This is a genomic window from Streptomyces sp. Ru73 (genome assembly GCF_002920575.1).
GTDB lineage: Bacteria > Actinomycetota > Actinomycetes > Streptomycetales > Streptomycetaceae > Streptomyces.
The window spans coordinates 33,583-59,709 of record NZ_PQSQ01000035.1 but is presented as its reverse complement, the minus strand read 5'-3'; the positions used below and the strand labels follow the sequence as shown (position 1 = coordinate 59,709).

The window sequence follows — 26,127 nt, the reverse complement described above, 5'->3', positions numbered from 1 at the left end:
GCCGCTCCCTCGTGTGGCCCATGGCTGTGCTCCGTTCGGTGGCTTACGGGCCCGAGCGGGAACCGCGGTCCCGCACCCCGCGTCCTGGTCGCGCCACGATCTGCGCATGCATCCAGGTCTGTCGTGCGGTCCGGGGGCCCGCGCGCCGCAACCGGCTCCGGCCGCCCGGCCGCGGGCCCGTCGGCGCGGCGCTGTCGTGTGCGTCTTCACGATCCTCCTGGGCGGGCTGCTGCCCGGCGGGCTGCCCACGGGCGGCCCGCCGTTCGGCACGGCCGCCGCTGCCACCGTGCACGAAGGCGCGGTGCGTCCGCAGAGCGCACCACCACAGGACAGCGCGGCGCGGTACGAGAGCGGCGGGCCCGGTCACGCCGCGGCGCGCGGACGGGCCGGCCGGCTGGCCAGGGCGCGCCTGGAGGTGCTGCGGCTCGGTGTGGCGGCGGGCCGGGCCGGGCGGTCGTACCAGGCCGGCCTGCGGGCCGCCCGGGCCGAGCGGGCGCGCGCCAGGTGGCTGGCCGGCCGGCTGCGTCAGGAGCGCCGTACCGCGGCGGAGCTGCGCCGTACCGCCGGGCTGATCGCGGCGCAGCAGTACCGCACGGGCAGCGGGCTGACCTTCGCCGTGCGCACGCTGACCTCGGCGGCCCCCGAGGACGTGCTGCGCGCCCACCGGCTGGCCCAGTACCGGCAGCGCACCCTGGCGGCGCGGGCGCGCGCGGCGCTGCGCGCGAGCCGGGAGCTGGCGGCGGGCAGCGCGGCGGCGGCCGGCCGTACGCAGGCCCTCGATGCCCGGCAGCAGCGGCTGGCCGGGGAGCGGGAGCGGATCGGGCGCAGCCTGGACCGGGCGCGCGGCCGGCTGTGGCACCTGGTGACCGGCGCCGCGGGCGGCGGCAGCTGCGGCGGTCCGCCGGACGCGGTGTCCGCTGCCGCCGGGCTCCTGGCGCCCGACGCGCCGTCCGCGCGGGGCTGGACCCGGCCGGTGACGGAGTACGCGCTGTCGGCGTCGTTCGGCGGCGCGGGCACGCACTGGGCGCACCGGCACACGGGACAGGACTTCGCGGTGCCGGTCGGCACGCCCGTACGGTCCGCCGGGCGCGGGAGCGTGGCGGCCGTGGAATGCGGCGGGCCCTTCGGGATCAGCGTGCTGGTCCGCCACGGGGCGCACACGTACACGCAGTACGCGCACCTCTCGAAGGTGCTGGTGCGGCCGGGGCAGCGGGTGCGCCCCGGGCAGCCCATCGCGCTGTCCGGGAACACCGGCAACTCCACGGGTCCGCACCTGCACTTCGAGGTGCGGTACGGCCCCGGTGTGGGCGCGGCCGTGGAGCCCCTCCACTGGCTGCGGAAGCACGGCGTACGAGTGTGAGGTGCGGAGGAGCACCTACGGACGCGGCGCGCCCCGCATCTGGGGACGCTGTGCGCCCGGCACCCACGGACGCTGCGCGCGCCGCGCCTACGGACGCGGTGCGCCCCGCGCCTACGTGCCGGGCGTCAGTCGTGGGTCCGGTCCTGCAGCAGCTGCTCGATCATGCGTTCGATAACGAGGGCGACGCCGTCCTCGTTGTTGCCCGCCGTCCGGTGATCGGTCGCGGCCAGCACGTCCGGATGCGCGTTGGCCATGGCGTACGACGTGCCCGCCCAGGCCAGCATCTCGATGTCGTTCGGCATGTCGCCGAAGGCCACCACCTCGTCCGGCGCGATACCGCGTTCGGCGCAGCAGCGGGCGAGCGTCCCGGCCTTGCTGACGCCCGCGCCGCTGATCTCCAGCAGCGCGGTGGGGCTGGAGCGGGTGAAGGACGCGAGGTGCCCGGCGGCCTCGCGGGCCAGCGCGAGGAACGCGTCCGGGTCCAGGTCCGCATGGTGCGCGAGCACCTTCAGCACGGGCTCGCCCGCCTTCTCGGCCTCCTCGCCGAGCAGCTTCTCGACCGGCGCGATCAGCGCGCCCGGATCGAGGTGGAACGGCGGGTACTGCGGCTCGTAGTGGATGCCGCCGGTGCGCTCGACGGCGAACGACGTGCCCGGAGCGGCGGCGCGCAGTGCCTCCACGACGGCGAGCGCCGCGGTCCGCTCCAGCGCCCGCACCTCGACGATCCGGCCGCTGCGGTGCAGGTCGACGACGGCGGCGCCGTTGGCGCAGATGGCCAGGCCGTGTCCGTGCACATGGTCGCTGACCACGTCCATCCAGCGGGCCGGCCGGCCGGTCACGAAGAAGACCTCGATGCCGGCCTCCTCGGCGGCGGCGAGCGCGGCGATCGTCCGCTCCGAGACGGTCTTGTCGTCGCGCAGGAGCGTGCCGTCGAGGTCGGTGGCGATCAGGCGCGTACGGCGGCCGGGCAGCGGCGGCAGCGCGGCGGCCGGCGCCTCGGGCGGGCGGGGTGGAGCGGATGGCGTCGGCGCCTCGGAGGCCGGGGTCCGCGTGGACGACAGCGGCGGCTCGGCGGCGGGATCGTCTGTCACAGGGCCATCAGTCACGAGGCCATCTTCCCGCATATGCGCGCACAGGCGTGCGCTGGGTCGCGCGCATGAGCTTTACACGCTCCCGCAACGAGTCCGCCGTAGGCTCATGACCATGCGACTGAGCACCGTGATTCTGCCCGTACGCCGCTGGTCCCGAGGCGGGCGGGAGGTGTGGCAGCGCGCCGAGGAGCTGGGCTTCCACGCCGCGTACACCTACGACCACCTCTCCTGGCGGGTGCCCTTCCGGGACGGCCCGTGGTTCGGTGCCGTGCCCACCCTGACCGCGGCCGCCGCCGCGACCTCCCGCATCCGGCTGGGCACCCTCGTCACCTCGCCCAACTTCCGGCACCCGGTCACCCTCGCCAAGGAACTGATCTCGCTGGACGACATCAGCGACGGGCGGATCACGCTCGGCATCGGCGCGGGCGGCAACGGCTTCGACGCGCACGCGCTGCTCGGCGGCGGCGAGGAGCCGTGGACGCCGCGCGTCCGCGCGAACCACTTCGCCGAGTTCGTCGCGCTGCTGGACCGGCTGCTCACCGAGGACGCCGTCACGTACGAGGGCGAGCACTACAACGCCCACGAGGTGCGCAACGTCCCCGGGTGCGTGCAGCGGCCGCGGCTGCCGTTCGCCGTGGCCGCCACCGGGCCGCGCGGCCTGCGGCTGGCGGCGCGGTACGGCCAGGCGTGGGTCACCACCGGCGACCCCAAGGTGTCGGCCGACGGCACGCCCGAGCAGTCCCGCGCGGCGATCGCCGGGCAGATCGAGCGGCTGGGCGCGGCCTGCGAGGCGGCGGGCCGGGACGCCGGGAAGCTGCCGAAGATCCTGCTGACCGGCTTCACTCCGGACCGCCCGCTGGACTCCGTCGACGCCTTCGTGGACTTCGCCGGCCGCCACGCAGAGCTGGGCATCGACGAGCTCGTCCTGCACTGGCCGATCGACGGCACGATCTTCGAGGCCGACCTGTCGGTGTTCGAGCGGATCGCCGCCGAGGCGCCGGCGCAGCTGACGGCCTAGGACGCGCCGCGGGCCGCGCCGGCGGCGGCAGGAGGCGGGCCCGATGAGGCGGAAGGATCACGGTCCCTTTGCCTCGCCAAGAGGAACCAAAGGGGAATCAAGAGGGAGAATCGGGGCAGAGGCGTCGTCGTACGGGCGGTCGGTGGCACCGTCCGGCTGGAGGGCTCCATGGCACAGACCCGATTCGCCCCGGACCGCGGGCTGACCTCGCGGATGGTCGTGACGATGTTCTTCATCGGCCTGCTGTACGTCGTGGTCGTCGGCGCGCTCGTGGTGCTGCTCAAGGGCGCGTGGCTGATCGTGCTGGTCATCTCCGGAGCCCTGTTCATCGCGCAGTTCTGGTTCAGCGACCGGATCGCGGCGTTCGGCATGGGCGCGCGCGAGGTCACCCCCGAGCAGGCGCCCGAGCTGCACGGTGCGGTCGACCGGCTGTGCGCGCTCGCCGATATGCCCAAGCCCAAGGTCTGCATCGCCGACAGCGACATCCCGAACGCCTTCGCCACCGGGCGCAACCAGAAGAACTCGCTGGTCTGCGCCACCACCGGACTGCTGCGCCGGCTGGAGCCCGAGGAGCTGGAAGGGGTGCTCGCGCACGAGCTGTCGCACGTCGCGCACCGGGACGTGGCCGTGATGACCGTGGCCTCGTTCCTGGGCGTGCTCGCCGGGATCATCACCCGCGCGGCGCTCTGGAGCGGTGTGGGCCGCAGCAACCGGGACAGCAACGCCGCCATCGCCGTCCTCGTCGTCACGGCCGTCAGCGCCGTGGTCTACGTGATCAGCTTCCTGCTGACCCGGCTGCTGTCCCGGTACCGCGAGCTGTCCGCCGACCGGGCCGGAGCGCTCCTCACCGGGCGGCCGTCCGCGCTGGCCTCGGCGCTCACCAAGGTCACCGGGCAGATGGCCCGGATTCCCACCCGGGACCTGCGCCGGGCGGAGCCGTTCAACGCCTTCTATTTCGCGCCGGCCTTCTCCAAGGAGAACGCCGTCCAGCTGCTCTCCTCGCACCCGACGCTGGAGCAGCGCCTCGACCAGCTCGGCCGCCTCTCCGCCCAGCTGGGCCGCCCGTGAACCGGACCGGGGCGGCACCGGCGTCGTCCCGCTCCCGTACGGAACCGCCCCGCACCCTCGTCTCCTGGGAGTCGCCCCATGGGTTTTCTGGACGTGATCCTCGGCCGCAGCAAGCCGGTGCGCCCCGATCTCGACCAGCTCTTCGCGCTGCCGTCCGCCGCGATCACCCTGCAGGCGGCGACCGGCTTCACGCCGACCGGCCGGGGCTCGGTCTGCTTCGCGAGCGTCGAGGGCGGGGCGTTCGCCCGTATCCAGGCCGATGTACGGGCACTGCTCGGCCCGCCGGTGGAGTTCACCCAGGACCAGTACGGCTATACGTGGCTGCTCGCCCAGCACGACCCCGAGGACACCGCGGGCCTGGTCAACGACCTGCACGCGGTCAATACCTCGCTCCAGGACGGCGGCTTCGGCCCGCAACTGCTGTGCTCGCTGATCGGCTTCCGTGACGAGCGCGACCGCTCGCTCGCCCTGGTCTACCTCTACAAGCGCGGCACTTTCTATCCCTTCGCGCCGCTACCCGGGGACGCCGAGAAGCGCGACAACCCGCTCGAACTCCAGGTGCGGTCACTGCTCACCGACGACCTGACCGTGGAGAAGGATCTGAGTCGCTGGTTCCCCGTGTGGGGCGTGCCGGGACTGTGAGGAGGAGCCGCGGGGCGTGGTTTCACGTGAAACCAATGTCCTGTTTCACGTGAAACATCCGACGCCGCGTCGTGGGGGAGGCCGTCGCCGTCACCGCACGCGGGAGCTGAGCCACGGCGTCAGCGAGATGCCGGTGATCAATTCCTTGTAGGTCCGGTCGCCCGGCAGCGGCACCACGAGCCACCAGCCGGCCGGGAAGAAGCGGCCCTTCACGTACGCGAGGTCGCCCAGCACGGAGCGCAGAAAGGCCGGTACGACGTCCCGCGGGAGGTCCTGGAACGGAATGCCCTCGACGGTGACGGTGGCGTCGTCCTCCGAGAACACCTCGACCGCTATGCGCGGCGCCCCGCCCGACAGCTCGACGTACGCCTCGTGCGGCAGGGAACCGTCCGGGTCGGTCACCGCGAAGGCACCCGCCGACAGGCGCCGCCCGGAGCGGTCCGCGCCGATGTCGTGGGTCACCTCGATGTCCCGTCCGTACGACCGGGCGGCCTCGCGCACGGCTTCGACGACGGCTTCGGTACTGGGCAGGTGCGGGCGGTCCATGAGGTGATGATGTCACCGGCCGGCTGCCGTGCCCCCGTCGTCGTTCGGGCCCGGAGCCGGAGCCGGAGCCGGGGTCACGGCGTGCGCCACCAGCGAGTCCATCCGGCGTGCACTCACCTCGTGGTCGGCGGCCGCGGCGACGAAGGCCGCGACGCCCGCCGGGCCGACCAGTTCGCGGACGGACTGCACGGTGGCGGCCGGCAGCGGTACGTGCTCGACCGCCGTCCCCGGCCCGGGGCCCTCACTGTGCAGGTGGTGCCGGAGGTACCGGCTCGCCAACGTCCGCATGGCACGCGCCAGTTCGGCATCCACCGTCTGCTGGGCCAGCGGCCGCAACCGGCGGACGAGGTCCGCCGCCTCCTCCGCCTCGGCGTCGCTCGGCGGATGGTCGAAGTACTGCTGGAAGACATGCTCGGTGGTGAAGTCCAGGAAGCGCGAGGCTATGTGCTCCACCTGCACCCGCAGCTCGCGCAGATGGCCGGAGATCGCGGGCAACGGCACGCCCGCTGAGTGCAGTTCGGCGGCGACCGCCAGCTCCTGCGGGCTCGGTACCAGGAACTCCTCCGGGCTGCCCGGCACCGGCTCCAGCACCCCCAGCTCCACCGCGTCGGCCACCGCCGCCTCGTCGGGGCTGCCGCCGAACGTCGCCGCCAGCTCCTGGCGGGTGATCCGCCCGGTCTCCTCGTCCGTCCAGGGCCCGTCGATCTCGGCGACCAGCCCCAGCACCCCGCTCAGCCCCCGCCCCGCGTCCCACGCCTCCAGCAGGTCCTTGATGCTGGCCAGGGTGTACCCGCGGTCCAGCAGGTCCGAGATCTGCCGGAGCCGCGCGAGGTGCGCGTCGCCGTAGACGTTCGCCCGGCCCCGGCGCTCCGGCTTGGGCAGCAGCCCGCGGTCCTGGTACGCGCGGATCGTACGGACCGTGGTGCCGCTCCGGTGCGCCAGTTCCTCGATGCGGTACTCGGCCGCGGGGCGGTGCTGCTCGGTCAATGCGGTGCTCCTCACGAGATGGCCCGCGCCTGCCCCGCCGTGCCCGCGGCGGCCCGGGCGGCCGGGGGAGTACGCGAGGTACAGGGCGGTCCTGCGCGGTGCCCCTTCCTGCGAGGGATGGTACGACCGCGTACCGGGACGCGGTAACGCCCCGGCCGACTCGCGCCACGCCGGCTCCGGCCCGGTACGGCGGCTCGCGCCCCCGGCGCCGGGCCGGAGCGCACGGCCCCGCAGCCCCGGTTCGCCGCCCCTACAGCGGCGGCTCGACCCGGGCCAGCGCACGCAGGGCGCGTGGCGCGAAACGGGAGAGGGCGCGGGAGCCGCGGGCCTCCGCGGTCACCGGCACGACCGCCTGATTGCGCACCACCGCGCGCAGGATGGCCTCCGCGACCTTCTCCGGCGGGTAGTTGCGCAGGCCGTACAGCCGGGCCGCCTTGGACTGCCGGCGCTGCTCCTCCTCCGCCGACACCCCGGCCACGTGCGAGGTCGAGGTGATGCTGGTGTTGACCAGGCCCGGGCAGATCGCGCTGACGCCGATGCCCCGGCCCGCCAGCTCGGCGCGCAGGCACTCGCTGAGCATCAGCACCGCCGCCTTGGAGGTGCTGTAGGCCGGCAGCGCCCTGGACGGCTGGTACGCCGCCGCCGAGGCGGTGTTGACGATGTGCCCGCCCTGGCCGCGCTCGGCCATCTGCTTCCCGAATATCCGGCAGCCGTGGATGACGCCCCAGAGGTTGACGTCCAGGACCTTCTTCCAGTCCTCGGAGGTGGTGTCCAGGAAGGAGCCGGACAGGCCGATGCCGGCGTTGTTCACCAGGACGTCGACGATGCCGTACTCGGCGGCGACCTTCTCGGCGAGCTTCTCCATCGCCGCCTCGTCGCTGACGTCCACCACTTCCGCCCAGGCGGCACCGGCCCCGATCAGCCGGGCCATCTCGGCCGTACGGGCCGCGCCCTCGGCGTCCCGGTCGACCACGACCACCCGCGCGCCGGCCTCCGCGAACGCGAACGCCGTGGCCCGCCCGATGCCGCTCGCCGCGCCGGTCACCAGCACCAGCCGGCCGCCGAACCGGTCCGCGTACCGCCCCTTCGCGGCGGTCTCCTTGGCCGGGTCGCCCTCCTCCCTGGCCGTGATGAACTCCTCGATCCAGGCGGCCAGCTGGTCAGGGCGGGTGCGCGGAACCCAGTGCTTGGCGGGCAGCGTGCGGCGGGTGAGCTGCGGCACCCACTCCTCCAGCCCGTCGTACAGCCGCTCCGAGAGGAAGGCGTCACCGGTCGGGGTGATGAGCTGGACCGGGCAGTGCGCGTACGCGTCGGTGCGCGGGCGGCGCAGCCGGGCCCGGACGTTGTCCCGGTACAGCCAGGCGCCGTGCGCGGCGTCGGTGGGCAGCGAAGCGGTGGGGTAGTCCCCGGCCGGGACCTTCTCGACGCGCTCCAGGATCTTCGGCCAGCGCTTCCCCAGCGGGCCCTTCCAGGCCAGCTCGGGCAGTGCGGGGGTGTGCAGCATGTAGACGTACCAGGACTTGGCGCCCTGGTTCAGCAGCTGGGCCGCGCGGCGCGGGGTGGGCCGGGCCATGCGCTTCTTGATCCAGTGCCCGAAGTGGTCGAGGGACGGACCGGACATCGAGGTGAAGGAGGCGATCCGGCCCTGGGTGCGCGCGACGGTCACGAACTCCCAGGACTGCACCGAACCCCAGTCGTGCCCCACCAGATGCACGGGCCGGTCCGGGCTGACCGCGTCGGCCACCGCCAGGAAGTCGTCGGTCAGCTTCTCCAGGGTGTACCCGCCGCGCAGCGGCTTCGGTGCCGTGGACCGCCCGCAGCCCCGGACGTCGTACAGCACGACGTGGAAGCGCTCCGCGAGGAGCGGCGCGACCCGCGACCAGACCTCCTTGCTGTCCGGATAGCCGTGCACCAGCACCACCGTGGGCCGGGCCTCGTCCCCCAGCTCAGCGACGCACAGCTCCACGCCGCCCGTCGCGACGAAGCGCTCCCGCGCGCCCTCCAGTGCCGTGCTCATGCGCGTCTCCCCGCTCTCGCCCTGTGCCCTGCTCACGCCGCCTTCTCCTCCTGCCAGCGCCGCACGTGCGGCAGATCGTCGTCCAGCCAGAAGGCGCTCTCCTCGGGGTCCCGGGAGTCGGTGACGACCAGGATCTCCTCGAACTTCGCGCCGGTGCCCCGGAATCCGAGGTGGGGCTCGACCGCCCACAGGCCGGGCCGCGGGGGGTGGTCGGAGAAGCGGTACGGGCTCCACAGCGGTGACCAGCCCTCGCGGTGGCCGTGCAGCGCGTCGGACGCCAGGCCCTTGAGCGACTGCGTGCCGAAGCCGAACAGCGTGGGCGACCAGCGGCGCTGACGCACCCGGTCGACCTTGTGGGCGATCACGCCGAAGGGGTAGGCGCGGTGCCGGTTGGCATACCCCTGGCGGACCATGAGCCGCTCGACGTCCTCGTAGATCTCCCGGAGCGGCCGGCGCTCGCGGACCTCGCGCAGGATCAGCTCGCGGTGCGCCTCCAGGTCGGCCAGCAGCCGGTCGTGCAGCGGGCTGAGGCCGAGGCAGCCGGAGTAGCCGATGTCGGCGGTGAAGCCGTTGTACACCGGGGCCATGTCGAGGATGAAGGGCATCCCCGGCTCCAGCGCCCGGTCGGTGGGGAAGAACTGCAGCGGAATGCGGAAGTTCGCGAAGGCCGTGCGGTCGCCGAACCACGCGAAGGGCAGGTGGAACCAGTCCGTGACGCCCCGCTCGCGCAGCCAGCGCCGCTGCATGCGGGCGGCCTCCCGCTCGGTCACCCCGGGCTTCAGCTGGGCGGCCACCGCCTCGGCGCAGGCGTACGCCAGCCGCTGGACCTCCCTGAACCCCTGGAGCTCGGCGCTCGCCCCCGAGGCCGGGGCCGCTCCTCTGCTGCTGGTCGCCGCTGTGCTCGCGGTCGCTGCTGTGGTCATCGCCAACCGTTCCGTCGCGGTACGTGCGCGTAACTTGACACTGATGAATGTGACAATGGTCAGCGGCTGCGTCAAGGGTCCGGCAGCGGCCTGTGGAAAACTTCCCGCGGCCGCGGACGGCCCGGCACGGCGCACGCCGACGGCCGCGTGACTCGGCTTCCCGCACGACCCCCTACGGGGAGGTACGCCTGGAGTCGGACGGACATCCAGCCGTCTGGGGTGACGTCCGGTGTGGCGCGCGACACTACCGTCGAACGCGTGACTGTGATCGCGACCGAAAGCCTCAGCAAGCGGTTCCCGCGGGTGACCGCCCTGGACCGGCTCTCCGTTGACATCGCCCCCGGCGTGACCGGCCTGGTGGGTGCCAACGGCGCCGGAAAGTCCACCCTGATCAAGATCCTGCTGGGCCTGTCGCCCGCCAGCGAAGGCACCGCCGCGGTCCTCGGCCTGGACGTGGCCACCGAAGGCGCCGCCATCCGCGAGCGCGTCGGCTACATGCCCGAGCACGACTGCCTGCCGCCCGACGTCTCGGCGACCGAGTTCGTCGTCCACATGGCGCGGATGTCCGGGCTGCCGCCGACCGCGGCGCGCGAACGCACCGCCGACACGCTGCGCCACGTCGGCCTCTACGAGGAGCGCTACCGGCCCATCGGCGGCTACTCCACCGGCATGAAGCAGCGGGTGAAGCTCGCCCAGGCACTCGTCCACGACCCCCAGCTGGTCTTCCTCGACGAGCCCACGAACGGCCTGGACCCGGCGGGCCGCGACGAGATGCTCGGCCTGATCCGCCGCGTCCACCGCGACTTCGGCATCTCCGTGCTGGTCACCTCCCACCTCCTCGGCGAGTTGGAGCGCACCTGCGACCACGTCGTCGTCATCGACGGCGGCAAGCTGCTGCGCTCCTCGGCAACGGACGAGTTCACCCAGGCCACGACCTCGCTGGCCGTCGAGGTCACCGACTCCGACGCGCATCCGGACGGGCTGCGCGCGCTCCGGGAAGCGCTGACCGCGGCCGGCGCGGTGACCGGGTCCGCCGGCCCCGGCGAGGGCAACCCGGCCGCCACCGGCCGCCTGCTGTACGTCGAGGCCACCGGCGAGGAGACGTACGACCTCGTCCGCGACACCGTCGCCGACCTGGGCCTCGGCCTGGTCCGCATGGAACAGCGCCGGCACCGCATCGCCGAGGTCTTCCGCGACCGCGCGGACGACGGTCACACGGACGGCCACGGCACCGCCCCCGCGCGCACGGACGCGGCCCCGGCCCGTAAGGACGCGCGCCCCGCAGCCCCCGAAGCAGCCTCCGCAGGAGCCCCCGATGCCTGAGTCCACCACAGCCCCCACGGGCGGCCCGGGCCCCGCCGCCTCGATCCACGACATCGGCTACCGCCACTACGAAGGGCCGCGCCTGGGCCGCGCGTACGCCCGCCGCTCGCTCTTCGTGCAGAGCCTGCGCGGCGCCTACGGGCTGGGCCGCGCGGCGCGCACGAAGGTGCTGCCGATGCTGCTGCTGGCGGTCATGTGCGCACCGGCCGCGATCGTCGTGGCGGTCACCGTCTTCACGAAGGCGCGCGACCTCCCGCTGGACTACACCCGCTACGCGATCTACCTGCAGGCGGTCATCGGCCTCTTCCTGGCCGCGCAGGCGCCCCAGTCCGTCTCCCGCGACCTGCGCTTCAAGACCGTGCCGCTCTACTTCTCCAGGCCGATCGAACGCGCCGACTACGTGGCGGCCAAGTACGCGGCCCTGAGCAGCGCGCTGTTCCTCCTCACCGCGCTGCCGTTGCTGATCATGTACGTGGGCGCACTGCTGGCCGAGCTCGACTTCGCCGACCAGACCAAGGGATTCGCGCAGGGCCTGGTCTCGGTGGCCCTGCTCTCGCTGCTGTTCGCCGCGATCGGCCTGGTCATCGCCGCGCTCACGCCCCGCCGCGGCTTCGGCGTCGCCGCCGTCATCGCCGTACTGACCATCCCGTACGCCGCCGTCACCGCCCTCCGAGGTGTCGCCATCGTCCAGGGCAACACCGACCTCGTCGGCTGGCTGGGGCTCTTCTCCCCGATCACGCTGATCGACGGCGTGCAGAGCACCTTCCTCGGCGCGGCCAGCGCGGCGCCCGAAGGCATCGGCCTGTCCACCGCCGCCGGCTCCGTCCACCTCCTCGTCGTGCTCGGCCTCATCGCCGGCTCGCTCGCCCTCCTGATGCGCCGCTACCGGAAGGCCGGACTGTGACCACCATCGACCTGCAGCACGTCTCCCGCTGGTTCGGGAACGTCGTGGCCGTGAACGACATCACGATGACCATCGGGCCCGGCGTGACCGGACTGCTCGGCCCGAACGGCGCCGGCAAGTCCACCCTGCTCAACATGATGGGCGGCTTCCTGGCGCCCTCCAGCGGCACCGTCACCCTCGACGGGCGCACCGTCTGGCGGAACGAGGCCATCTACCGCGAGATCGGCGTCGTGCCGGAGCGGGAGGCGATGTACGACTTCCTCACCGGCCGCGAGTTCGTGCTCGCCAACGCCGAACTGCACGGCCTCGGCCGCAAGGAGGCCGCCCGCGCGCTGGCCACCGTCGACATGGAGCACGCGCAGGACCGCCGCGTCGCCACGTACAGCAAGGGCATGCGGCAGCGCGTGAAGATGGCGTCCGCGCTGGTGCACGACCCGTCCGTGCTGCTCCTCGACGAGCCGTTCAACGGCATGGACCCGCGCCAGCGGATGCAGCTCATGGAACTGCTGCGCAAGATGGGCGACGAGGGCCGCACCGTGCTGTTCTCCTCGCACATTCTCGAAGAGGTCGAGCAGCTGGCGTCCCACATCGAGGTCATCGTGGCCGGACGGCACGCGGCCTCCGGCGACTTCCGGCGCATCCGGCGCCTGATGACGGACCGGCCGCACCGCTATCTGGTGCGGTCCGACGACGACCGGGCGCTGGCCGCCGCGCTGATCGCCGACCCCTCGACGTCCGGCATCGAGGTCGACCTCGAAGAGGGCGCACTGCGCATCCAGGCCGTCGACTTCGCCCGCTTCACGACGCTGCTGCCGCGCGTCGCCCGCGACCACGGCATCCGGCTCCACACCGTCTCGCCCTCGGACGAGTCGCTGGAATCGGTCTTCTCCTATCTCGTAGCGGCCTGACGCCGTACCGAAGCGGTCGCATACGACCTGAAAGGGGCCCTGACGCGATGTCATCGCTCGTCCATCCCACCGTCGCCCGGCTGACCTACCGGGCGCTGCTCGGCCGGCGCCGCGCCGCGATCCTCTTCGCGCTGCCCGTCCTGCTGCTCGTCATCGCCGTCGCCGTACGGGCGCTGACCGGCGCCGACGACGCCACCGCCAACACCGTGCTGAGCGGCTTCGCACTGGCCACGATGGTGCCGCTGATCGGCGTGATCGCCGGCACCGGCGCGATCGGCCCGGAGATCGACGACGGCTCGGTGATGTACCTGCTGGCCAAGCCGGTACGGCGGTCCACGATCATCGTCACCAAGCTGCTCGTCGCCACCGGCGTGACCGTCGTCTTCTCCGCCGTGCCCGTACTGATCGCCGGCTTCGTGCTGAACGGCAACAGCCAGGGAATCGCGGTCGCCTACGCGCTCGCCGCCGCCGTGGCCTCCGTCGCGTACAGCGCCCTCTTCCTGCTGCTCGGCACGGTCACCCGGCACGCCGTCGTCATCGGCCTGGTCTACGCGCTCGTCTGGGAGGCGGTGTTCGGCAGCCTCGTCCCCGGCGCTCGCACCCTCAGTGTCCAGCAGTGGGCGCTCGCGCTGGCCCAGAAGGCGGGCGCCGAGGGCGCGATCACCTCGGACGTGGGCCTGACGCCCGCCGTGGTGCTGCTCGTCGTGGTCACCGGCGCGGCGACCTGGTACGCGGCCCGCCGCCTCAAGTCGCTGACGCTGGCGGGGGAGGAGTAGGCACCACGGCCCCCGAAGGGCAGCCCGCGCAGCACCGGGAGACGGCCGTCGGCTAGCCGCTGCCCTTCTTCTGCGCCTCGTTGAACTCCTGCACATTCCTGCGGTGTTCTTCGTAGTCGGCGGTGAAGCGGGTGTCGCCGGGCCGGACGGTCACGAAGTACAGCCAGTCCCCCTTCGGGGGCGAGATCGCGGCCCGGGTCGCGTCCTGGCCCGGGTTGCCGATCGGCGTCGGCGGCAGCCCCTTGTGCCGGTAGGTGTTGTACGGGCTGTCCGTACGGGTGTCCGCGTGGCTGGTGTGGAGGCTGGAGCGGCCCAGCGCGTAGTTCAGGGTGGAGTCCATCTGCAGCGGCATCCCCTTGGCGAGCCGGTTGCGGACGACGCGGGCGACCTTGCCCATGTCCCGCGGGGTGTCCGCCTCGGCCTGGACGACGGAGGCCACCACGACCGTCTCGTACGCGCTGAGGCCGCCGGGCCGGGCCGTTGGGGGCAGCCCGTCCGCCGCGTACTTCTGGCGCGCGGTGTTCACCATGAAGGACAGCAGGCTCTTCGGGGTGGTGTCGTCCTCGACGGGATACGTGGCCGGATAGAGGTACCCCTCCGGGTTGCCCTTCGCCTCGGCGGGCAGCCGGAGCCGCTTCGCCGGGTTCCGGGCCGTGGCGGCCCTCTTGGCGGCCTTCTCGGTGGTCCCCGGGGCGACCTGGAGCGCCTTGTCGATGGCGGTGTACGCCTGGGAGGCGCGCCGGCCCTCCGGGAGGGTCAGCTTCTCGGCCCGCCCCGTCCGCTCGTCCCCCGGCAGGAGGACCAGCAGCAGGACGATGCCGACGACGAGGACGGCACCGCCGGTCAGGAACAGCCGGCCCCGCCGGGTGATGCGTGCGCGGCGCCGGTCACCGGAGTGCTGCGTATCGTGCACATCGCTCATGAGGGCAAGGTAGGCCAGACCGTAGGGTGCGTGGGTGACCACCCTCCTCCCGCCGCTTCCGGTGCGCACCGTCCGGCACCGCGACGCCACCGAGGGCCGGGACCTGCCCGCACTCCTGTGGCGGCCGGGACCGGGCCACCGGATGATCTCCAGCGCCGTGCTCGGCGGCGGCATCGGTGAGCGGTCCTGGGTGCTCAACGCGCAGGTGGCGCACGGCTATACGCGCCGCGACCCGGAGGCGCACCTCGCGGAGATCGCGGCGGCGGCCGGGGCGTCCGGGCCCGGCGTCGGCATGATGACGGCGACGGACGTCCTGTCCACCCGCGCGTTGGCCCACGACGGGGGCGCACAGGCGCTCGTCACGGCGGGAACAGGCGTGCACGGCTGGGCGGCGACGGACGGGACGGAGGCCGCCACGTATGACGCGTCGGACGCGCGCCCCGAGGGCGCGGCACCGGACGGCCCCGGGGCGCCGTACTGCCCTGAGCCTCCGTACCGCCCAGGAACGATCAACATCCTCGTCGCGCTGCCCGTCCCCCTCAGCGACGCCGCCCTGGTCAACTCCGTGATGACGGCGACCGAGGCGAAGGTGCAGGCACTGCTCGAGTACGGCCTGGACGCTTCGGGCACCCCCACGGACGCGGTGTGCGTCGCCGCACGAGTGCCGCGGCCGGGCGCGCCCGTGGAGGAGTTCGCCGGGCCGCGCTCCCTCTGGGGCGCGCGGCTGGCCCGCGCCGTGTACGAAGCCACGCTCCGCGCCCTGATACAGGAGCGCGGCGGCTCCGGGAAGGAGGCCGCCGCGCTCCCGTGGCAGGGTCAGGCGCCGATCCGGCGGTCCCGGCCCGCGCCCAGCCCCAGCAGGACGAGCGCCCCGCAGACGGCGAGCAGCAGCACGATCGGCAGCGTCCAGCCGTCCGTCACCTGGTGCACCGCGCCCAGCGCCAACGGGCCCACGGCGGCCAGCAGATAGCCCCAGGTCTGCGCCATGCCGGAGAGGCGCGCCGCGGTGTGCGGGTCGCCGGCCCGCAGCACCATCATGGTCAGCGCCAGGCCCAGCGCACCGCCCTGGCCGACCCCGAGCAGCGCGGCCCAGAGCCACGCCCCGGCGACGGGGGCGACCAGCAGGCCCGCGCAGGCGAGCGCCATCAGCAGCGCGACGCACGCGGCCAGCAGCCGCTGCCGCCGCATCCTGCCCGCCAGCACCGGCACCACGAACGAGCCGGCCATCTGCAGCAGCGTGCTGAACGCGAAGACCAGTCCCGCCTGCGCCTTGTCCATCCCGTGGTCGGTGAAGACGGTCGGCAGCCAGGCGATGGCCACGTAGGCGATGAGCGACTGCGAGCCCATGAAGAGCGTGACCTGCCAGGCCAGCGGCGAGCGGCCGAGCTTCGGGCCGGTCCCGGCGGTGTGCTTCGGCGCCGCGGCGGCCTGCCCGTGGCGCGCGCCGCGCCGCGCGATGACCACCTGCGGGATCCAGACCAGCGCGGCGACCGCGGCGAGCAGCCCCCACGAGAGCAGCGAGCCCCGCCAGCCGCCCAGGGCGTTCTCCAGCGGTACGGAGGTGGCGGCGGAGACGGTCGCGCCGAGGATCATCGCCGTCGAGTACAACGCGGTCATGGGAGCGGCCCGGTCGGGGAAGTCCCGCTTGATCAGGCCGGGCATCAGGACGTTGAGCAGGGCTATGGACCCGCCGACCAGCGCACAGCCCAGGAACAGCGCGGCCAGCGGCGGCGCGACCCGCACGACGATGCCGCCGCAGAGCAGCACCAGCGCGCTGAACAGCACGGTCTCGGTGCCCCAGCGGCCGGCCAGCTTCGGCGCCACGTACGAGCCGAGGCCCATGAAGACCAGCGGAATGACGGTGACCAGGCTGCTGGCGGTGGCGTTCAGCCCGAAGTGGTCGCCGATCTCGCCGAGCAGCGGCGAGACGCCCGCGAGCGCGGCCCGCATGTTCAGGGACGCGAGGACGATGCCGAGGAGCAGCAGCGCGGGGTGCGTGCGCAGCCGGCGGCGGGCCGCGGCCGGCTGGGGCGCCGGGGTGAGGTCCTCCTCGGCGTCGATCAGGGGCACGCCGTCACGCGGCGGCGCGCCGGCGGTCGGCGGAGCATCGGGTCCGGTCCCGGACATGGTGCGGTGACTCTCCTGTCGGTACGGGGTTCCCGCACGCGGCGCGCGACGTGACGTCCGGCGTGCGGCAGGGACGGCGAAGGGGGCGGACACGGCCCGTACAGCGGGCCGGCCGTTCAGGCGGGGCGGGGCGGTCGTACGGCGCTGCCCGCGGCCGTACGACGGGGGGCGGCGGCCGTACGGCAGGCCCGCGGCAGGCGGCAGTACGCGTACGGCCGACGCGACGGGCCCGCTCACCGTTCGGCGAGCAGGGCCTCCACCGCGCGTTTCGGCCGGTCCAGCAGCGTGCGGGCGGCCGACTCGGCGGCGTCCGGGTCGCCCGAGGCGATCGCCTCCAGGACGGCGTGGTGGTCGCCGTGCAGGAGGTGCGGCATCTCCCGGTCCCCGAGCCCCGAGACCAGCGCCTCGCGCACCGAGCCGCTGAACCACTCGTACAGAGCGCTCAGCGCGGCGTTGTGCGCGGCGCCCACGACGGCCTGGTGGAACTCGATGTCGTGGTCCGCGTACAGCTCCAGGCTCCCGGCCGCGGGGCGGCCCCCGGCGCCCTCCAGCGCCCGCTGTGCGTCCAGCGCGGCCCGCATCCGCTCCAGGTCGGCCGGTTCGTGCCGCAGGGCCGCCAGCCGGGCGGCCTCCGTCTCCAGCGCGATGCGGACTTCGAGGACGTCCCGCACGCCCGACCGCTGCACGCCGCGTACGACCGCGGCCGGGTCGGTGGCGGAGACGACGAACGTGCCCTCGCCCTGGCGCGAGCGGAGCATCCCGGCGTGCACGAGTACGCGCACCGCCTCGCGGACGGTGTTCCGCCCCACCTGGAGCTGTTCGGCGAGCGCGTGCTCGGTGGGGATGCGCTCCCCGACCTGCCACTCGCCGGCGCCGATCTGCGCGCGCAGCGCGTCGACCACGGTGTCCACCAGCGACTGCCGCCCGGCGGCCTGCAACGCCATCTGGCTCCCCCATTCACCCGGTTGCCCGGTCACCCTACAACTGAGCTCGCCGTGAACGGCCGCGACGGACAGTTGTCCACAGGTGGCTGTGGACAAAGTACGGGCCGGGCCCAGCGGGCAGCCGACGGGCCGCCGCCTGCGGACCGGCTCGCGCGGCCTCAGCCCGCGAGCAGCCGCTCCAGTACCACCGCGATCCCGTCGTCCTCGTTCGACGTGGTGATCTCGTCGGCGACGGCCTTCAGCTCGTCGTGCGCGTTGGCCATGGCGACGCCGTACGCGGCCCAGCCGAACATCGGGACGTCGTTCGGCATGTCGCCGAAGGCGATCGTGCCGGCCGCCTTGACGCCGAGCCGGCGGGCCGCGAGCGACAGGCCGGTGGCCTTGCTCAGCCCGAGCGGCAGCAGCTCGACGATGCCGGGCCCGGCCATGATCACGCCGACCAGGTCGCCGGCCACCTCACGCGCGGCCGCCGCGAGCGCGTCGTCCGACAGCTCGGGGTGCTGGATGTAGACCTTGTTGATCGGTTCGGCCCACAGATCGGCCGGATTGTCGACCAGGACGTTCGGCAGCGGACCCTCGTGGACGCGGTAGCCGGGGGCGACCACGACGGCGCCCTCCAGCCCGTCCCGGCTCGCCGCCAGGTGGAGCGGGCCGACCTCCGCCTCGATCTTGGCGATCGCCAGCCCGGCCAGCTGCCGGTCCAGCGTCACCGAGGTCAGCAGCCGGCGCTCCCCGGCGTGGTAGACCTGTCCGCCCTGTGCGCACACCGCGAGACCGTCGTAGCCCAGGTCGTCCAGTATGTGCCGGGTCCAGGGCGCCGCACGGCCGGTCACGACGATGTGCGCGGCGCCCGCCGCGGTGACCGCGGCGAGCGCTTCGCGGGTGCGCGCCGAGATGGTGTCGTCGGGACGCAGCAGCGTGCCGTCGAGGTCCGTCGCGACGAGCGAGTACGGGAAGGCGGAGGTGGCGGGCAGGGTCACTTGGCGACGGGCTCCAGGACTTCCCGGCCGCCCAGGTACGGGCGCAGCATCTCGGGGACGCGCACGGAGCCGTCCGCCAGCTGGTGGTTCTCGAAGAGCGCCACGATGGTGCGCGGGACCGCGCACAGCGTGCCGTTCAGCGTGGCCAGCGGCTGCACCTTCTTGCCGTCGCGCATCCGGACCGAGAGCCGGCGCGCCTGGAACTCGTCGCAGTTCGAAGCGGAGGTCAGCTCGCGGTACTTGCCCTGGGTGGGGATCCACGCCTCGCAGTCGAACTTGCGGGAGGCGGAGGCGCCCAGGTCACCCGTGGCGACGTCGATCACCTGGAAGGGCAGCTCCAGGCCGTTCAGCCACTGCTTCTCCCAGTCCAGCAGGCGCTTGTGCTCGTTCTCCGCGTCGTCCGGCGCGACGTACGAGAACATCTCGACCTTGTCGAACTGGTGCACGCGGAAGATGCCGCGGGTGTCCTTGCCGTACGTGCCGGCCTCGCGGCGGAAGCACGGCGAGAATCCGGCGTACCGCAGCGGCAGCTTGTCCGCGTCGACGATCTCGTCCATGTGGTACGCGGCGAGCGGGACCTCGGAGGTGCCGACCAGGTAGTAGTCGTCCTTCTCCAGGTGGTAGACGTTCTCCGCGGCCTGGCCGAGGAAGCCGGTGCCCTCCATGGCGTGCGGACGCACCAGCGCCGGGGTCAGCATCGGCGTGAAGCCGGCCTCGGTGGCCTGCGCGATGGCGGCGTTGACCAGCGCGAGCTCCAGGAGCGCGCCGATGCCGGTCAGGTAGTAGAAGCGCGAGCCGGAGACCTTGGCGGCGCGCTCGACGTCGATCGCGCCCAGCGCCTGGCCGATCTCCAGGTGGTCCTTGGGTTCGAAGCCCTCGGCGCCGAAGTCGCGGATCGTGCCGTGCGTCTCCAGGACCGTGAAGTCCTCCTCGCCGCCGACGGGCACGTCGGGGTGGACGAGGTTGCCCAGCTTCATCAGGAGGGACTGGGTCTCCTCCTTGGCCCGGTCCTGCTCGGCGTCGGCGGCCTTGACGGCGGCGGACAGCTCGCCGGCCTTCTTCAGCAGCTCGGCCTTCTCGTCGCCGGAGGCCTTGGGGATGAGCTTGCCGAGCGACTTCTGCTCGGCACGCAGCTCGTCGAAGCGGACGCTGGAGGACCTGCGCCGCTCGTCGGCGGAGAGCAGCGCGTCGACGAGCGCGACGTCCTCTCCACGGGCGCGCTGGGACGCGCGCACACGGTCGGGGTCCTCACGGAGCAGGCGAAGGTCAATCACCCCACCAGGCTACCGGGGCCCGGCCGGGGCGCTCGACGCGATATTGACCCGCCGGGCAATTTGTCCGGTTTGGAGTTATTTCTGTGGTGTTCTGAGAAGGTCCGGGAAGACCGGGAATTGCAGAGAGGAATTCCCGCTGGAGTGCCGGCCGTGCGTGCCGGGAGGACTGTCGACGGGATGGCGCGCGAGTGGTCGGAAGGTGTCGGCGGGGCGTCGGGGGCCTTTCCGGCAAGGCCGTCCGGGCCTGTGGGAACGGGGAGTTGGCGGTCTGCGCACAGCCACTTGTCCACAGCTCCGGTCGGCTGCCGAAAAGTTATCCACAGGCTGTGCGTTGCTTCTGTGGAAGTCGGAAAGCGGCATCCGTTTTCTGAATCCCGGGCGAAGAAATCCTTGCTGAAACCCGCTTCCGGTACTCTTTCGTGTGGGATTTCCTCGCCCTAAAGGATTGTTCCCAGGAATTATGCTGACGCGCCCCTCCGTGGGCGGCTGTGCGCGCCTGTGGACGGGTGTGGGGTCGGTAGGGCGATTTGTCGACTGTGCGACGCGTGAGAATCGACTTGTCCCCAGGTCGAGAACCACCCCTGTGGATAACTCTGTGGACAGTCCTGTGGGCAACCTGGGGACAACTGTGTGCGGTGCGGTCAGGCCCGGCCGTCCAGGCAGCGGGTCAGCCAGTCCGAAGCGGCCAGGAAGGCGTCGTCGTCGGTCTCGGGGCGGACCTCGGCCACGACCTGGTCCGCACGCGGGTACGAACCGAGGAACCGTACGTCCCGGCAGATCCGCTTCAGCCCCATCAGCACCTCGCCGACCCGCCGGTCGGTGATGTGCCCCTCGCAGTCCACGGAGAAGCAGTACTGGCCGATGCCCTCACCGGTCGGCCGCGACTCGATCCGCATCATGCTGACGCCGCGCCCCGCGAATTCCTGCAGCAGCTCCAGCAGCGCACCGGGGTGGTTCTCGCGCAGCCACAGCACGACCGAGGTCTTGTCGGCGCCGGTCCGGGCCGCGGGCCGCGCCGGCTTGCCCACCAGGACGAACCGGGTCGCCGCGTTCTGCGCGTCGTGGATGTCGGTGGCCAGCGGCGTCAGGCCGTACGTGGCGGCCGCGAACTCGCCCGCGAACGCCGCGTCGTACCGGCCCTCCTGCACCAGCCGCGCACCGTCGGCGTTGGAAGCGGCCGACTCCCACACCGCGTCCGGCAGGTGCTCGCGCAGCCACTTGCGCACCTGCGCCTGGGCCGCGGGGTGGCCGGTCACGGTCTTCACCCCGGACAGCTCGGTGCCGGGCCGGGCCAGCAGCGCGAAGGCGATCGGCAGCAGCACCTCGCGGTAGATCATCAGGTGGCCGCCGGCGGCCAGTTCGTCGAGGGTGGTCGTGATGCCGCCCTCCACGGAGTTCTCGATCGGCACCAGCGCGCCGGCCGCCTCCCCCGCGCGGACCGCGTCCAGCGCTGCGGGCACGGACACCATCGGCACCAGCTCGCGCGTCGCCGCCTCGGGCAGGGTGCGCAGGGCTGCCTCGGTGAAGGTGCCCGCGGGCCCGAGATACGTATAGCGGCTGGCCGACATCCGTTCACTCCTTCTCCGGGGCTCGCTTCTGTCCCGGGCCCCTTACCGTACTCGCCCGCCGGCGGCCGTCCGGCGCCACCGACGGTCCGGCCGCCACCGGCGGACCGGGCGCACCCCGCGGAGCGCGCGGCCGGTCAGCCCTCCAGCAGCGGCTGGCCCACGTACCCCGACGGCTCCACCGCCGGCACCGCGTACAGCCCGCTCGCCTCGTGCCGGAGGAACGGCGAGAGCGCGTCCCCGCGGTCGAGCTTCCGCTGGACCTGCGTGAACGCGCGCAGCGGATCGGCCTGCCAGGCCATGAAGAGCAGACCGGCGTCCGGTGCGCCGTCGTCGCGGAAGCCGTCGTGGTACGAGAACGGCCGGCGCAGCATCGCGGCCCCCTGATTGGACTCGGGCGCCGCGATCCGGGCGTGCGCGTCCGCCGGGATCACCGGGGAGCCGTCCTTGCCGATCTTGTTCAGGTCCATCGGGGTGTGCTCGTCGCCGCCGGTCAGCGGCGCGCCGTCGGCCTTGCGGCGGCCGATCACCCGCTCCTGCTCGGCCCGCGACTTCTTCTCCCACGCGTCGAGCAGCATCCGGATGCGGCGCAGCACGACGTACGAGCCGCCGCGCATCCACTCCTGGTCGGCGTCGCGCCCGACGAAGATCTTCTCCTCGAAGTCCGGGTCCGACTGCTTGGGGTTGTTCGTGCCGTCGACCTGGCCCATGAGGTTGCGGGTGGTCATCGGGTGCGCCGTGGCGCCGGGGCTGCGGTTGAAGCCGTTCATCTGCCAGCGCAGCCGCGCGGTGTCCCCGGCCTCCTTCTGCAGCGCGCGCAGCGCGTGGAAGGCGACCAGCGCGTCGTCGGCGCCGATCTGGATCCACAGGTCACCGTTGCTGCGCTTCGGGTCGAGCGCGTCGGCGGAGAAGTGCGGCAGCGGGTCGAGCTGCAGCGGCCGGCGCGCGGTCAGCCCCGTACGGCCGAAGAAACTGTGGCCGAAACCGAAGGTCACGCTGAGGGAGGCGGGCCCCGCGTCCAGCGCCACTCCCGTGTCGTCGGCGGGCACCTCCCCGGCCATCAGCCGCTCGGCCAGCGCCGACCAGCGGCGCATCAGGGCGGCCGCGCCCTTGCGCCCTGCCCCCGGTGCCAGGTCGAACGCGACCAGGTGGCAGCGGGCCTGCATGGGCGTGGTGATGCCGGCCTGCGGCGCCCGGCGGTCGGTGCGGAACGCGACCTCGCCGGTGCCGACCGTGCTGAGCTTCGGCGCGTCGTCCTCGGCCGCCACGGCACCGAACGCGCCGCCCGCGCCGCCGACGACGAGACCGGCGGCCCCGGCGGCGCCGACCGTGCCGAGGAGCCGGCGGCGGGAGAGCGTGACGGAGGGCGCGGCGTCCGCGTCGGACGCCGCGGGGGTGCCGGTGGCCTCGGCGGCCTCGGCCGGCTTGGTGGAGTTCTCGGTCATCAGCTGATCTTCACGTTCCTGGTCTCGGTCACCTGATCGATGTCGGAGGTGCGGACTACGAGGGAGAGCTGCCAGCTGCCGGCCGCCGGCAGCTGCACGTCCCGCGCCGTCCAGTGTCCGGTACCGGTGTGCTGGAGCGTGGCCCGGAGCGGGCCGAGGTTCTTCGCCTTGGAGGTGAAGGACACCCGTACCTCCGGGACGTCCCGCGCGCTGCCGTCCGGCGCGGAGATCCGCAGGTGCAGGACGTTGGCCTGGCCGGTGCGCGCCGGGTCGAGGTCGAGCCGCGCGGTGCCCTTGCCCTTCGGGCCCAGCGTGTCGAACGGGATGTTCACCGAGACCGGCCGGGCGGCCTCGGCGAACTGGCCCGAGTCGCGTACGGACTCCTCCGTACGGGCCGGTTCCGTGGTGGTGAGGACGGTGGTGACGGCGAGCAGGACGACCGCGACACCGGTCTCGGCGAGCACGGAGCGGCGCAGCCCGTACCGCACGGGGTCGGCGTCCCGCACGCGCTTGCGCCGCGCGTCGGCGACGGCGGCCCGCTGCCGCGCGAGCTGCGCGGCTCGCTCGGGGGAGGTGTCCACGGGGTGCGTACCGGTGTCAGCGGCGTTTGCGGCAGCGGTCTTCGTGTCCGCGGTCTTGGTGTCCGCGGTCCTCGTGTCAGCGGCCTTGGTGTCCGTGCCGGCGGCCACCGGCGCCGGTTCGGGCGCCGTCTGCTGCTCGGGGACGCTCCCTGCCGTGTCCGCCGCGGCCTCCGCCAGCCGTCCCGTCCAGCGCCGCGAGACCGAGGCGATCCCGACCAGCACCACGACCAGCCCGGCCTTGAGCAGCAGCAGCCGCCCGTACGCGGTGTCCGTGAGCGCGCCCCAGCTGCCCACCTGGCGCCAGGACTGGTAGACGCCGGTGACGACCAGTACGAGGACGGCCCCGAAGGCGAGGCGGGAGAAGCGGTGCACGGCCGCGCGTTCGACGACCGGGCCGCGGTAGAGGGAGACCAGCAGGGTGGTCAGCCCGCCGAGCCAGACGGCGACGGCCAGCAGGTGCACGACGTCCACCGGCATCGCCACCGCGGTCTGCAGACCGGTCGAGGCGTGCTCGGCCATCGCCCAGGTCGCGGCGAGCCCCGCCGCGACCACCGCGCCGCCGACGCCGAGCCCGAAGGCGAGGTCCTTGTGGCGCTTGGCGTCGCCCTCCTCCTCGGCCCGCGCGTACGCGCCGAAGAGCACGGCCATGAAGAGCGCGGCAGCGGCGAGCAGCAGCACGCGCGAGATCAGGGCGCCGCCCGCCTTGGTTCCCAGCACCGCCTTGAGCGCGGCCAGGTCGACGACGTCCGCGAGGTCGCCGGAGCCCGTGTACGGGGCACGCAGCAGGAGCAGCACGATCGTGGCGCCGGTGAGCACCGCCCAGCTCCAGACCACCAGCCGCTGCACCGGACGGCTGAGCGCCGCCGCGGGCCGGCAGGCCAGGACGAAGCACGCGCCGCCCACGAGGAGCGCGAACGCCGCGTACGCCACGTACCGCGCGATGCCGTACAGCGCGCCGACCAGCCCGCCGCCGGCCTCCTGCTGGGGCACCACGGCGGCGGACTTCGAGGGCGCGCCGACGGAGAAGGTGAAGGCGCCGGAGACCGGGTGGCTGTCGGCCGAGACGGCCTGCCAGGCCACGGTGTACGTGCCGTCCGGAAGGCCCGGCGGCAGCCCCGTGCCGTACTTGACGGTGCTGCCGCTGCACAGGTCCAGCAGCTTGCCGCGGTCGACGCGCTTGCCCTTCGGGTCCAGCACCCGGATGGAGTCGTCGCCCATCGAGACGCCTTCGGAGAAGGAGAGCGAGACCTGCGCGGGCGCCTTCTGCAGCACCGCTCCCTGCGCCGGGGAGCTGCCGGTCAGCGCGGCGTGCGCGGACGCCGGCGCGGCGCCGCCCAGCAGCACGCCGAGCAGCGCGGCGGCGAGGACCAGCAGGCGCAGCGCGGCGGCGGTCCGGCCGCTGTGCGGTGCGGCGGCCGGGCCGGGCCGGCGGACAGCGGCCGCGGCGCGGGGAACGGTGAGCGTCATGGCGGTTCTCCCCCTACTCGTGCCCGGCGTGCTGCGGGCTGTAGTTGGTGGCCTTGACCGGCAGCACGGCCTTGATCGGCTTCGCCTTGCCGAAGTGCAGCTCGACGGCGACCTCGTCGCCCTTCACCGGCTTCTTCTTCAGTGCCATGAACATCAGGTGGTTGCCGCCGCGGGAGAGCTTCAGCTCGCCGTGCGCGGGGACGGTCAGCGAGCCGACCTGCTCCATCTTGGCGCCGACGGTCCGGTGCATCGTCACGTCGTCGGAGAGGTCGCTGGTCACCGAGGTCAGCTTGTCGGCGGTGTCTCCGGTGTTCTTGATGACGAGGAAGCCGCCCGCCATGTCCTTCATGACGGGCTGCGGCATGTACGCGCCGGAGACCTTCAGCTGAGGCGCGCTGTCACCGCCGCAGCCGGCGAGGGCGAGCGCTGCGGTGGCGGCGAGCGCGGCGGCGACAGCGGCACGGCGCTTCACGGGTGCAGTACGGCGCTTCACGGGAGCGGTGCGGCGGTTCACGGGTTCTGCCCCTTGATGATCTTGGGAAGGGCGTGGGCGTAGTCCTCGGCCCCCGCGTCCTTCATGCCGAGCCAGTGGATCTTGTCGTCCTTCGGGGAGGCCATCAGGACCTGCAGCCCGTGGTCGACGACGACGTCACCGTTCTTCTTCTTGACCGGCTTGGAGACGCCGACGTTCACGGACGAGGCGGCGCCCTGGATGGTGTCGAAGTCGCCGGTCAGACCGACGATGTCGGCGCCGAAACCGGTCAGCCAGGACTTCAGCCGCTTCGGGGTGTCCCGCTCCGGGTCGGTCGTGACGAAGACGATCCGCAGCTTCTTCTGCTCCGCCTTCGGGAGCTGCTTGCGCGCCACGTCGATGTTGCCCATGACGGCCGGGCAGGCGTCGGGGCAGTGGGTGTAGCCGAAGTAGATCAGCGTCGGCCGCCCCTTGGTCTCCTTGATCAGGTCGTACTTCTTGCCGTCGCTGTCCGTGAGGACCAGGTCCGGCTTCTCCATCGGCTGGTCGAGCGTCACGACCGGCTTGGACTGCGTGCCGGAGACGCTGGCCGCGGGGCCGTCGCCCCCGCCGTCGCCGTCGCTGCCGCAGGCCGTGAGGGTGAGGGCCGCGACGGCCACGAGGGCGGCGGCCGCGAGCTTGGGTGTTCTGCGCATTACTGAGTGATATCCCGTATGTCCGTTGGTGGTGTCGACCGGGGTACGCGGCCGGGCCGGGCGGGGCTCGCCCGCCGGCGGCCGGGTGCCGG

At 73.3% G+C, this 26,127-nt stretch carries 23 protein-coding genes and 1 pseudogene; 9 read left to right on the top strand and 15 right to left on the bottom strand.

From position 1 onward, the window contains the following. Positions 1–106 precede the first annotated feature (106 nt). Positions 107–1,360, top strand: a complete 1,254-nt coding sequence (locus C3486_RS17420) for a M23 family metallopeptidase (protein ID WP_146075008.1) — start codon at positions 107–109, stop codon at positions 1,358–1,360. Between the two features lie 125 nt (positions 1,361–1,485). On the opposite strand, the gene C3486_RS17415 is transcribed toward C3486_RS17420, so the two are convergent. Then, the gene (locus tag C3486_RS17415; RefSeq protein ID WP_374936885.1) at positions 1,486–2,451 is read right to left on the bottom strand and encodes a Cof-type HAD-IIB family hydrolase; all 966 of its coding nucleotides are present in this window, start codon (positions 2,449–2,451) and stop codon (positions 1,486–1,488) included. A 106-nt stretch (positions 2,452–2,557) separates the two neighbouring features. On the opposite strand from C3486_RS17415, the gene C3486_RS17410 reads away from it, so the two are divergent. From C3486_RS17410 to C3486_RS17400, 3 genes are all read left to right on the top strand, one after another. Continuing rightward, entirely contained in the window at positions 2,558–3,469 is a 912-nt protein-coding gene (locus C3486_RS17410) for an LLM class flavin-dependent oxidoreductase (RefSeq protein WP_103833623.1), read from the top strand. A 168-nt stretch (positions 3,470–3,637) separates the two neighbouring features. Next, the gene (htpX, locus tag C3486_RS17405) at positions 3,638–4,537 is read left to right on the top strand and encodes a zinc metalloprotease HtpX (RefSeq protein ID WP_103833622.1); all 900 of its coding nucleotides are present in this window, start codon (positions 3,638–3,640) and stop codon (positions 4,535–4,537) included. A 78-nt stretch (positions 4,538–4,615) separates the two neighbouring features. Continuing rightward, on the top strand, positions 4,616–5,179 hold the full coding sequence (locus tag C3486_RS17400) for a hypothetical protein (RefSeq protein WP_103833621.1): 564 nt from the start codon (positions 4,616–4,618) through the stop codon (positions 5,177–5,179). Between the two features lie 90 nt (positions 5,180–5,269). Here C3486_RS17400 and C3486_RS17395 read toward each other — a convergent pair whose 3' ends face one another. The 4 genes from C3486_RS17395 to C3486_RS17380 form a co-directional block, all read right to left on the bottom strand. Further along, positions 5,270–5,725: a hypothetical protein gene (locus C3486_RS17395; RefSeq protein WP_103833620.1), complete on the bottom strand. Its 456-nt coding sequence runs from the start codon at positions 5,723–5,725 to the stop codon at positions 5,270–5,272. Between the two features lie 12 nt (positions 5,726–5,737). Then, positions 5,738–6,712, bottom strand: coding sequence for a MerR family transcriptional regulator (locus C3486_RS17390; protein WP_103833619.1), 975 nt, complete (start codon positions 6,710–6,712; stop codon positions 5,738–5,740). 250 nt (positions 6,713–6,962) lie between these two features. Then, positions 6,963–8,729 (bottom strand): SDR family oxidoreductase, encoded by a 1,767-nt coding sequence (locus tag C3486_RS17385; RefSeq protein ID WP_103833618.1) that lies wholly within the window; start codon positions 8,727–8,729, stop codon positions 6,963–6,965. 32 nt (positions 8,730–8,761) lie between these two features. Then, positions 8,762–9,652 carry a M24 family metallopeptidase gene (locus C3486_RS17380; RefSeq protein WP_258052833.1) on the bottom strand — a complete coding sequence of 297 codons (891 nt, stop codon included), beginning with the start codon at positions 9,650–9,652 and terminating at the stop codon, positions 8,762–8,764. A 264-nt stretch (positions 9,653–9,916) separates the two neighbouring features. Between C3486_RS17380 and C3486_RS17375 the strand changes: the two genes are divergently transcribed. From C3486_RS17375 to C3486_RS17360, 4 genes are read left to right on the top strand one after another with little or no spacing between them, the layout of a single operon-like run. Then, on the top strand, positions 9,917–10,975 hold the full coding sequence (locus C3486_RS17375) for an ABC transporter ATP-binding protein (protein WP_374936887.1): 1,059 nt from the start codon (positions 9,917–9,919) through the stop codon (positions 10,973–10,975). Beyond that, on the top strand, positions 10,968–11,879 hold the full coding sequence (locus tag C3486_RS17370) for an ABC transporter permease subunit (RefSeq protein ID WP_103833617.1): 912 nt from the start codon (positions 10,968–10,970) through the stop codon (positions 11,877–11,879). The genes C3486_RS17375 and C3486_RS17370 overlap by 8 nt, the downstream gene beginning before the upstream one ends. Beyond that, on the top strand, positions 11,876–12,787 hold the full coding sequence (locus C3486_RS17365) for an ABC transporter ATP-binding protein (RefSeq protein ID WP_103833616.1): 912 nt from the start codon (positions 11,876–11,878) through the stop codon (positions 12,785–12,787). Before C3486_RS17370 ends, C3486_RS17365 begins: the two co-directional genes overlap by 4 nt. A gap of 47 nt (positions 12,788–12,834) precedes the next feature. Further along, positions 12,835–13,563, top strand: a complete 729-nt coding sequence (locus C3486_RS17360) for an ABC transporter permease subunit (protein WP_103833615.1) — start codon at positions 12,835–12,837, stop codon at positions 13,561–13,563. 52 nt (positions 13,564–13,615) lie between these two features. Here the strand turns inward: C3486_RS17360 and mltG are convergent, their stop codons facing one another. After that, positions 13,616–14,485: an endolytic transglycosylase MltG gene (gene mltG, locus C3486_RS17355; protein WP_103833614.1), complete on the bottom strand. Its 870-nt coding sequence runs from the start codon at positions 14,483–14,485 to the stop codon at positions 13,616–13,618. 34 nt (positions 14,486–14,519) lie between these two features. Between mltG and C3486_RS17350 the strand changes: the two are divergent. Further along, positions 14,520–15,248, top strand: a pseudogene (locus tag C3486_RS17350) (adenosylcobinamide amidohydrolase); the annotation flags it as partial. 53 nt (positions 15,249–15,301) lie between these two features. Here C3486_RS17350 and C3486_RS17345 read toward each other — a convergent pair. From C3486_RS17345 to C3486_RS17305, 9 genes are all read right to left on the bottom strand, one after another. After that, on the bottom strand, positions 15,302–16,612 hold the full coding sequence (locus C3486_RS17345) for an MFS transporter (protein WP_103833613.1): 1,311 nt from the start codon (positions 16,610–16,612) through the stop codon (positions 15,302–15,304). Positions 16,613–16,845: 233 nt separating this feature from the next. Continuing rightward, positions 16,846–17,556 (bottom strand): FadR/GntR family transcriptional regulator, encoded by a 711-nt coding sequence (locus C3486_RS17340; protein WP_103833612.1) that lies wholly within the window; start codon positions 17,554–17,556, stop codon positions 16,846–16,848. Positions 17,557–17,714: 158 nt separating this feature from the next. Next, the gene (locus tag C3486_RS17335) at positions 17,715–18,536 is read right to left on the bottom strand and encodes an HAD family hydrolase (protein ID WP_103833611.1); all 822 of its coding nucleotides are present in this window, start codon (positions 18,534–18,536) and stop codon (positions 17,715–17,717) included. After that, a complete protein-coding gene (gene serS, locus C3486_RS17330; RefSeq protein WP_103833610.1) occupies positions 18,533–19,810 on the bottom strand; it encodes a serine--tRNA ligase in 1,278 nt (425 codons plus the stop codon). The genes C3486_RS17335 and serS overlap by 4 nt, the downstream gene beginning before the upstream one ends. Before the next feature lie 641 nt (positions 19,811–20,451). Continuing rightward, positions 20,452–21,378: a prephenate dehydratase gene (gene pheA, locus C3486_RS17325; RefSeq protein WP_103833609.1), complete on the bottom strand. Its 927-nt coding sequence runs from the start codon at positions 21,376–21,378 to the stop codon at positions 20,452–20,454. Between the two features lie 134 nt (positions 21,379–21,512). Then, the gene (gene efeB / locus C3486_RS17320) at positions 21,513–22,820 is read right to left on the bottom strand and encodes an iron uptake transporter deferrochelatase/peroxidase subunit (protein WP_103833608.1); all 1,308 of its coding nucleotides are present in this window, start codon (positions 22,818–22,820) and stop codon (positions 21,513–21,515) included. Further along, complete coding sequence (locus C3486_RS17315) at positions 22,820–24,868, bottom strand: copper resistance CopC/CopD family protein (protein ID WP_103833607.1); 2,049 nt, start codon at positions 24,866–24,868, stop codon at positions 22,820–22,822. Before C3486_RS17315 ends, efeB begins: the two co-directional genes overlap by 1 nt. Before the next feature lie 13 nt (positions 24,869–24,881). Beyond that, positions 24,882–25,382 carry a copper chaperone PCu(A)C gene (locus tag C3486_RS17310; RefSeq protein ID WP_258052832.1) on the bottom strand — a complete coding sequence of 167 codons (501 nt, stop codon included), beginning with the start codon at positions 25,380–25,382 and terminating at the stop codon, positions 24,882–24,884. Further along, the gene (locus C3486_RS17305) at positions 25,379–26,035 is read right to left on the bottom strand and encodes an SCO family protein (RefSeq protein ID WP_103833605.1); all 657 of its coding nucleotides are present in this window, start codon (positions 26,033–26,035) and stop codon (positions 25,379–25,381) included. Before C3486_RS17305 ends, C3486_RS17310 begins: the two co-directional genes overlap by 4 nt. Positions 26,036–26,127: the final 92 nt, after the last annotated feature.

Bases quoted from the DNA above. Each gene is read 5' to 3' on its own strand.
- mltG (WP_103833614.1), bottom strand. From the start codon at position 14,485: ATGAGCGATGTGCACGATACGCAGCACTCCGGTGACCGGCGCCGCGCA.
- C3486_RS17315 (WP_103833607.1), bottom strand. From the start codon at position 24,868: ATGACGCTCACCGTTCCCCGCGCCGCGGCCGCTGTCCGCCGGCCCGGC.
- C3486_RS17340 (WP_103833612.1), bottom strand. From the start codon at position 17,556: ATGGCGTTGCAGGCCGCCGGGCGGCAGTCGCTGGTGGACACCGTGGTC.
- C3486_RS17380 (WP_258052833.1), bottom strand. From the start codon at position 9,652: ATGACCACAGCAGCGACCGCGAGCACAGCGGCGACCAGCAGCAGAGGA.
- C3486_RS17400 (WP_103833621.1), top strand. From the start codon at position 4,616: ATGGGTTTTCTGGACGTGATCCTCGGCCGCAGCAAGCCGGTGCGCCCC.
- C3486_RS17345 (WP_103833613.1), bottom strand. From the start codon at position 16,612: ATGTCCGGGACCGGACCCGATGCTCCGCCGACCGCCGGCGCGCCGCCG.
- C3486_RS17360 (WP_103833615.1), top strand. From the start codon at position 12,835: ATGTCATCGCTCGTCCATCCCACCGTCGCCCGGCTGACCTACCGGGCG.
- C3486_RS17385 (WP_103833618.1), bottom strand. From the start codon at position 8,729: ATGAGCACGGCACTGGAGGGCGCGCGGGAGCGCTTCGTCGCGACGGGC.
- C3486_RS17395 (WP_103833620.1), bottom strand. From the start codon at position 5,725: ATGGACCGCCCGCACCTGCCCAGTACCGAAGCCGTCGTCGAAGCCGTG.
- pheA (WP_103833609.1), bottom strand. From the start codon at position 21,378: ATGTCGGCCAGCCGCTATACGTATCTCGGGCCCGCGGGCACCTTCACC.
- htpX (WP_103833622.1), top strand. From the start codon at position 3,638: ATGGCACAGACCCGATTCGCCCCGGACCGCGGGCTGACCTCGCGGATG.
- C3486_RS17305 (WP_103833605.1), bottom strand. From the start codon at position 26,035: ATGCGCAGAACACCCAAGCTCGCGGCCGCCGCCCTCGTGGCCGTCGCG.
- C3486_RS17410 (WP_103833623.1), top strand. From the start codon at position 2,558: ATGACCATGCGACTGAGCACCGTGATTCTGCCCGTACGCCGCTGGTCC.
- efeB (WP_103833608.1), bottom strand. From the start codon at position 22,820: ATGACCGAGAACTCCACCAAGCCGGCCGAGGCCGCCGAGGCCACCGGC.
- C3486_RS17420 (WP_146075008.1), top strand. From the start codon at position 107: ATGCATCCAGGTCTGTCGTGCGGTCCGGGGGCCCGCGCGCCGCAACCG.
- C3486_RS17370 (WP_103833617.1), top strand. From the start codon at position 10,968: ATGCCTGAGTCCACCACAGCCCCCACGGGCGGCCCGGGCCCCGCCGCC.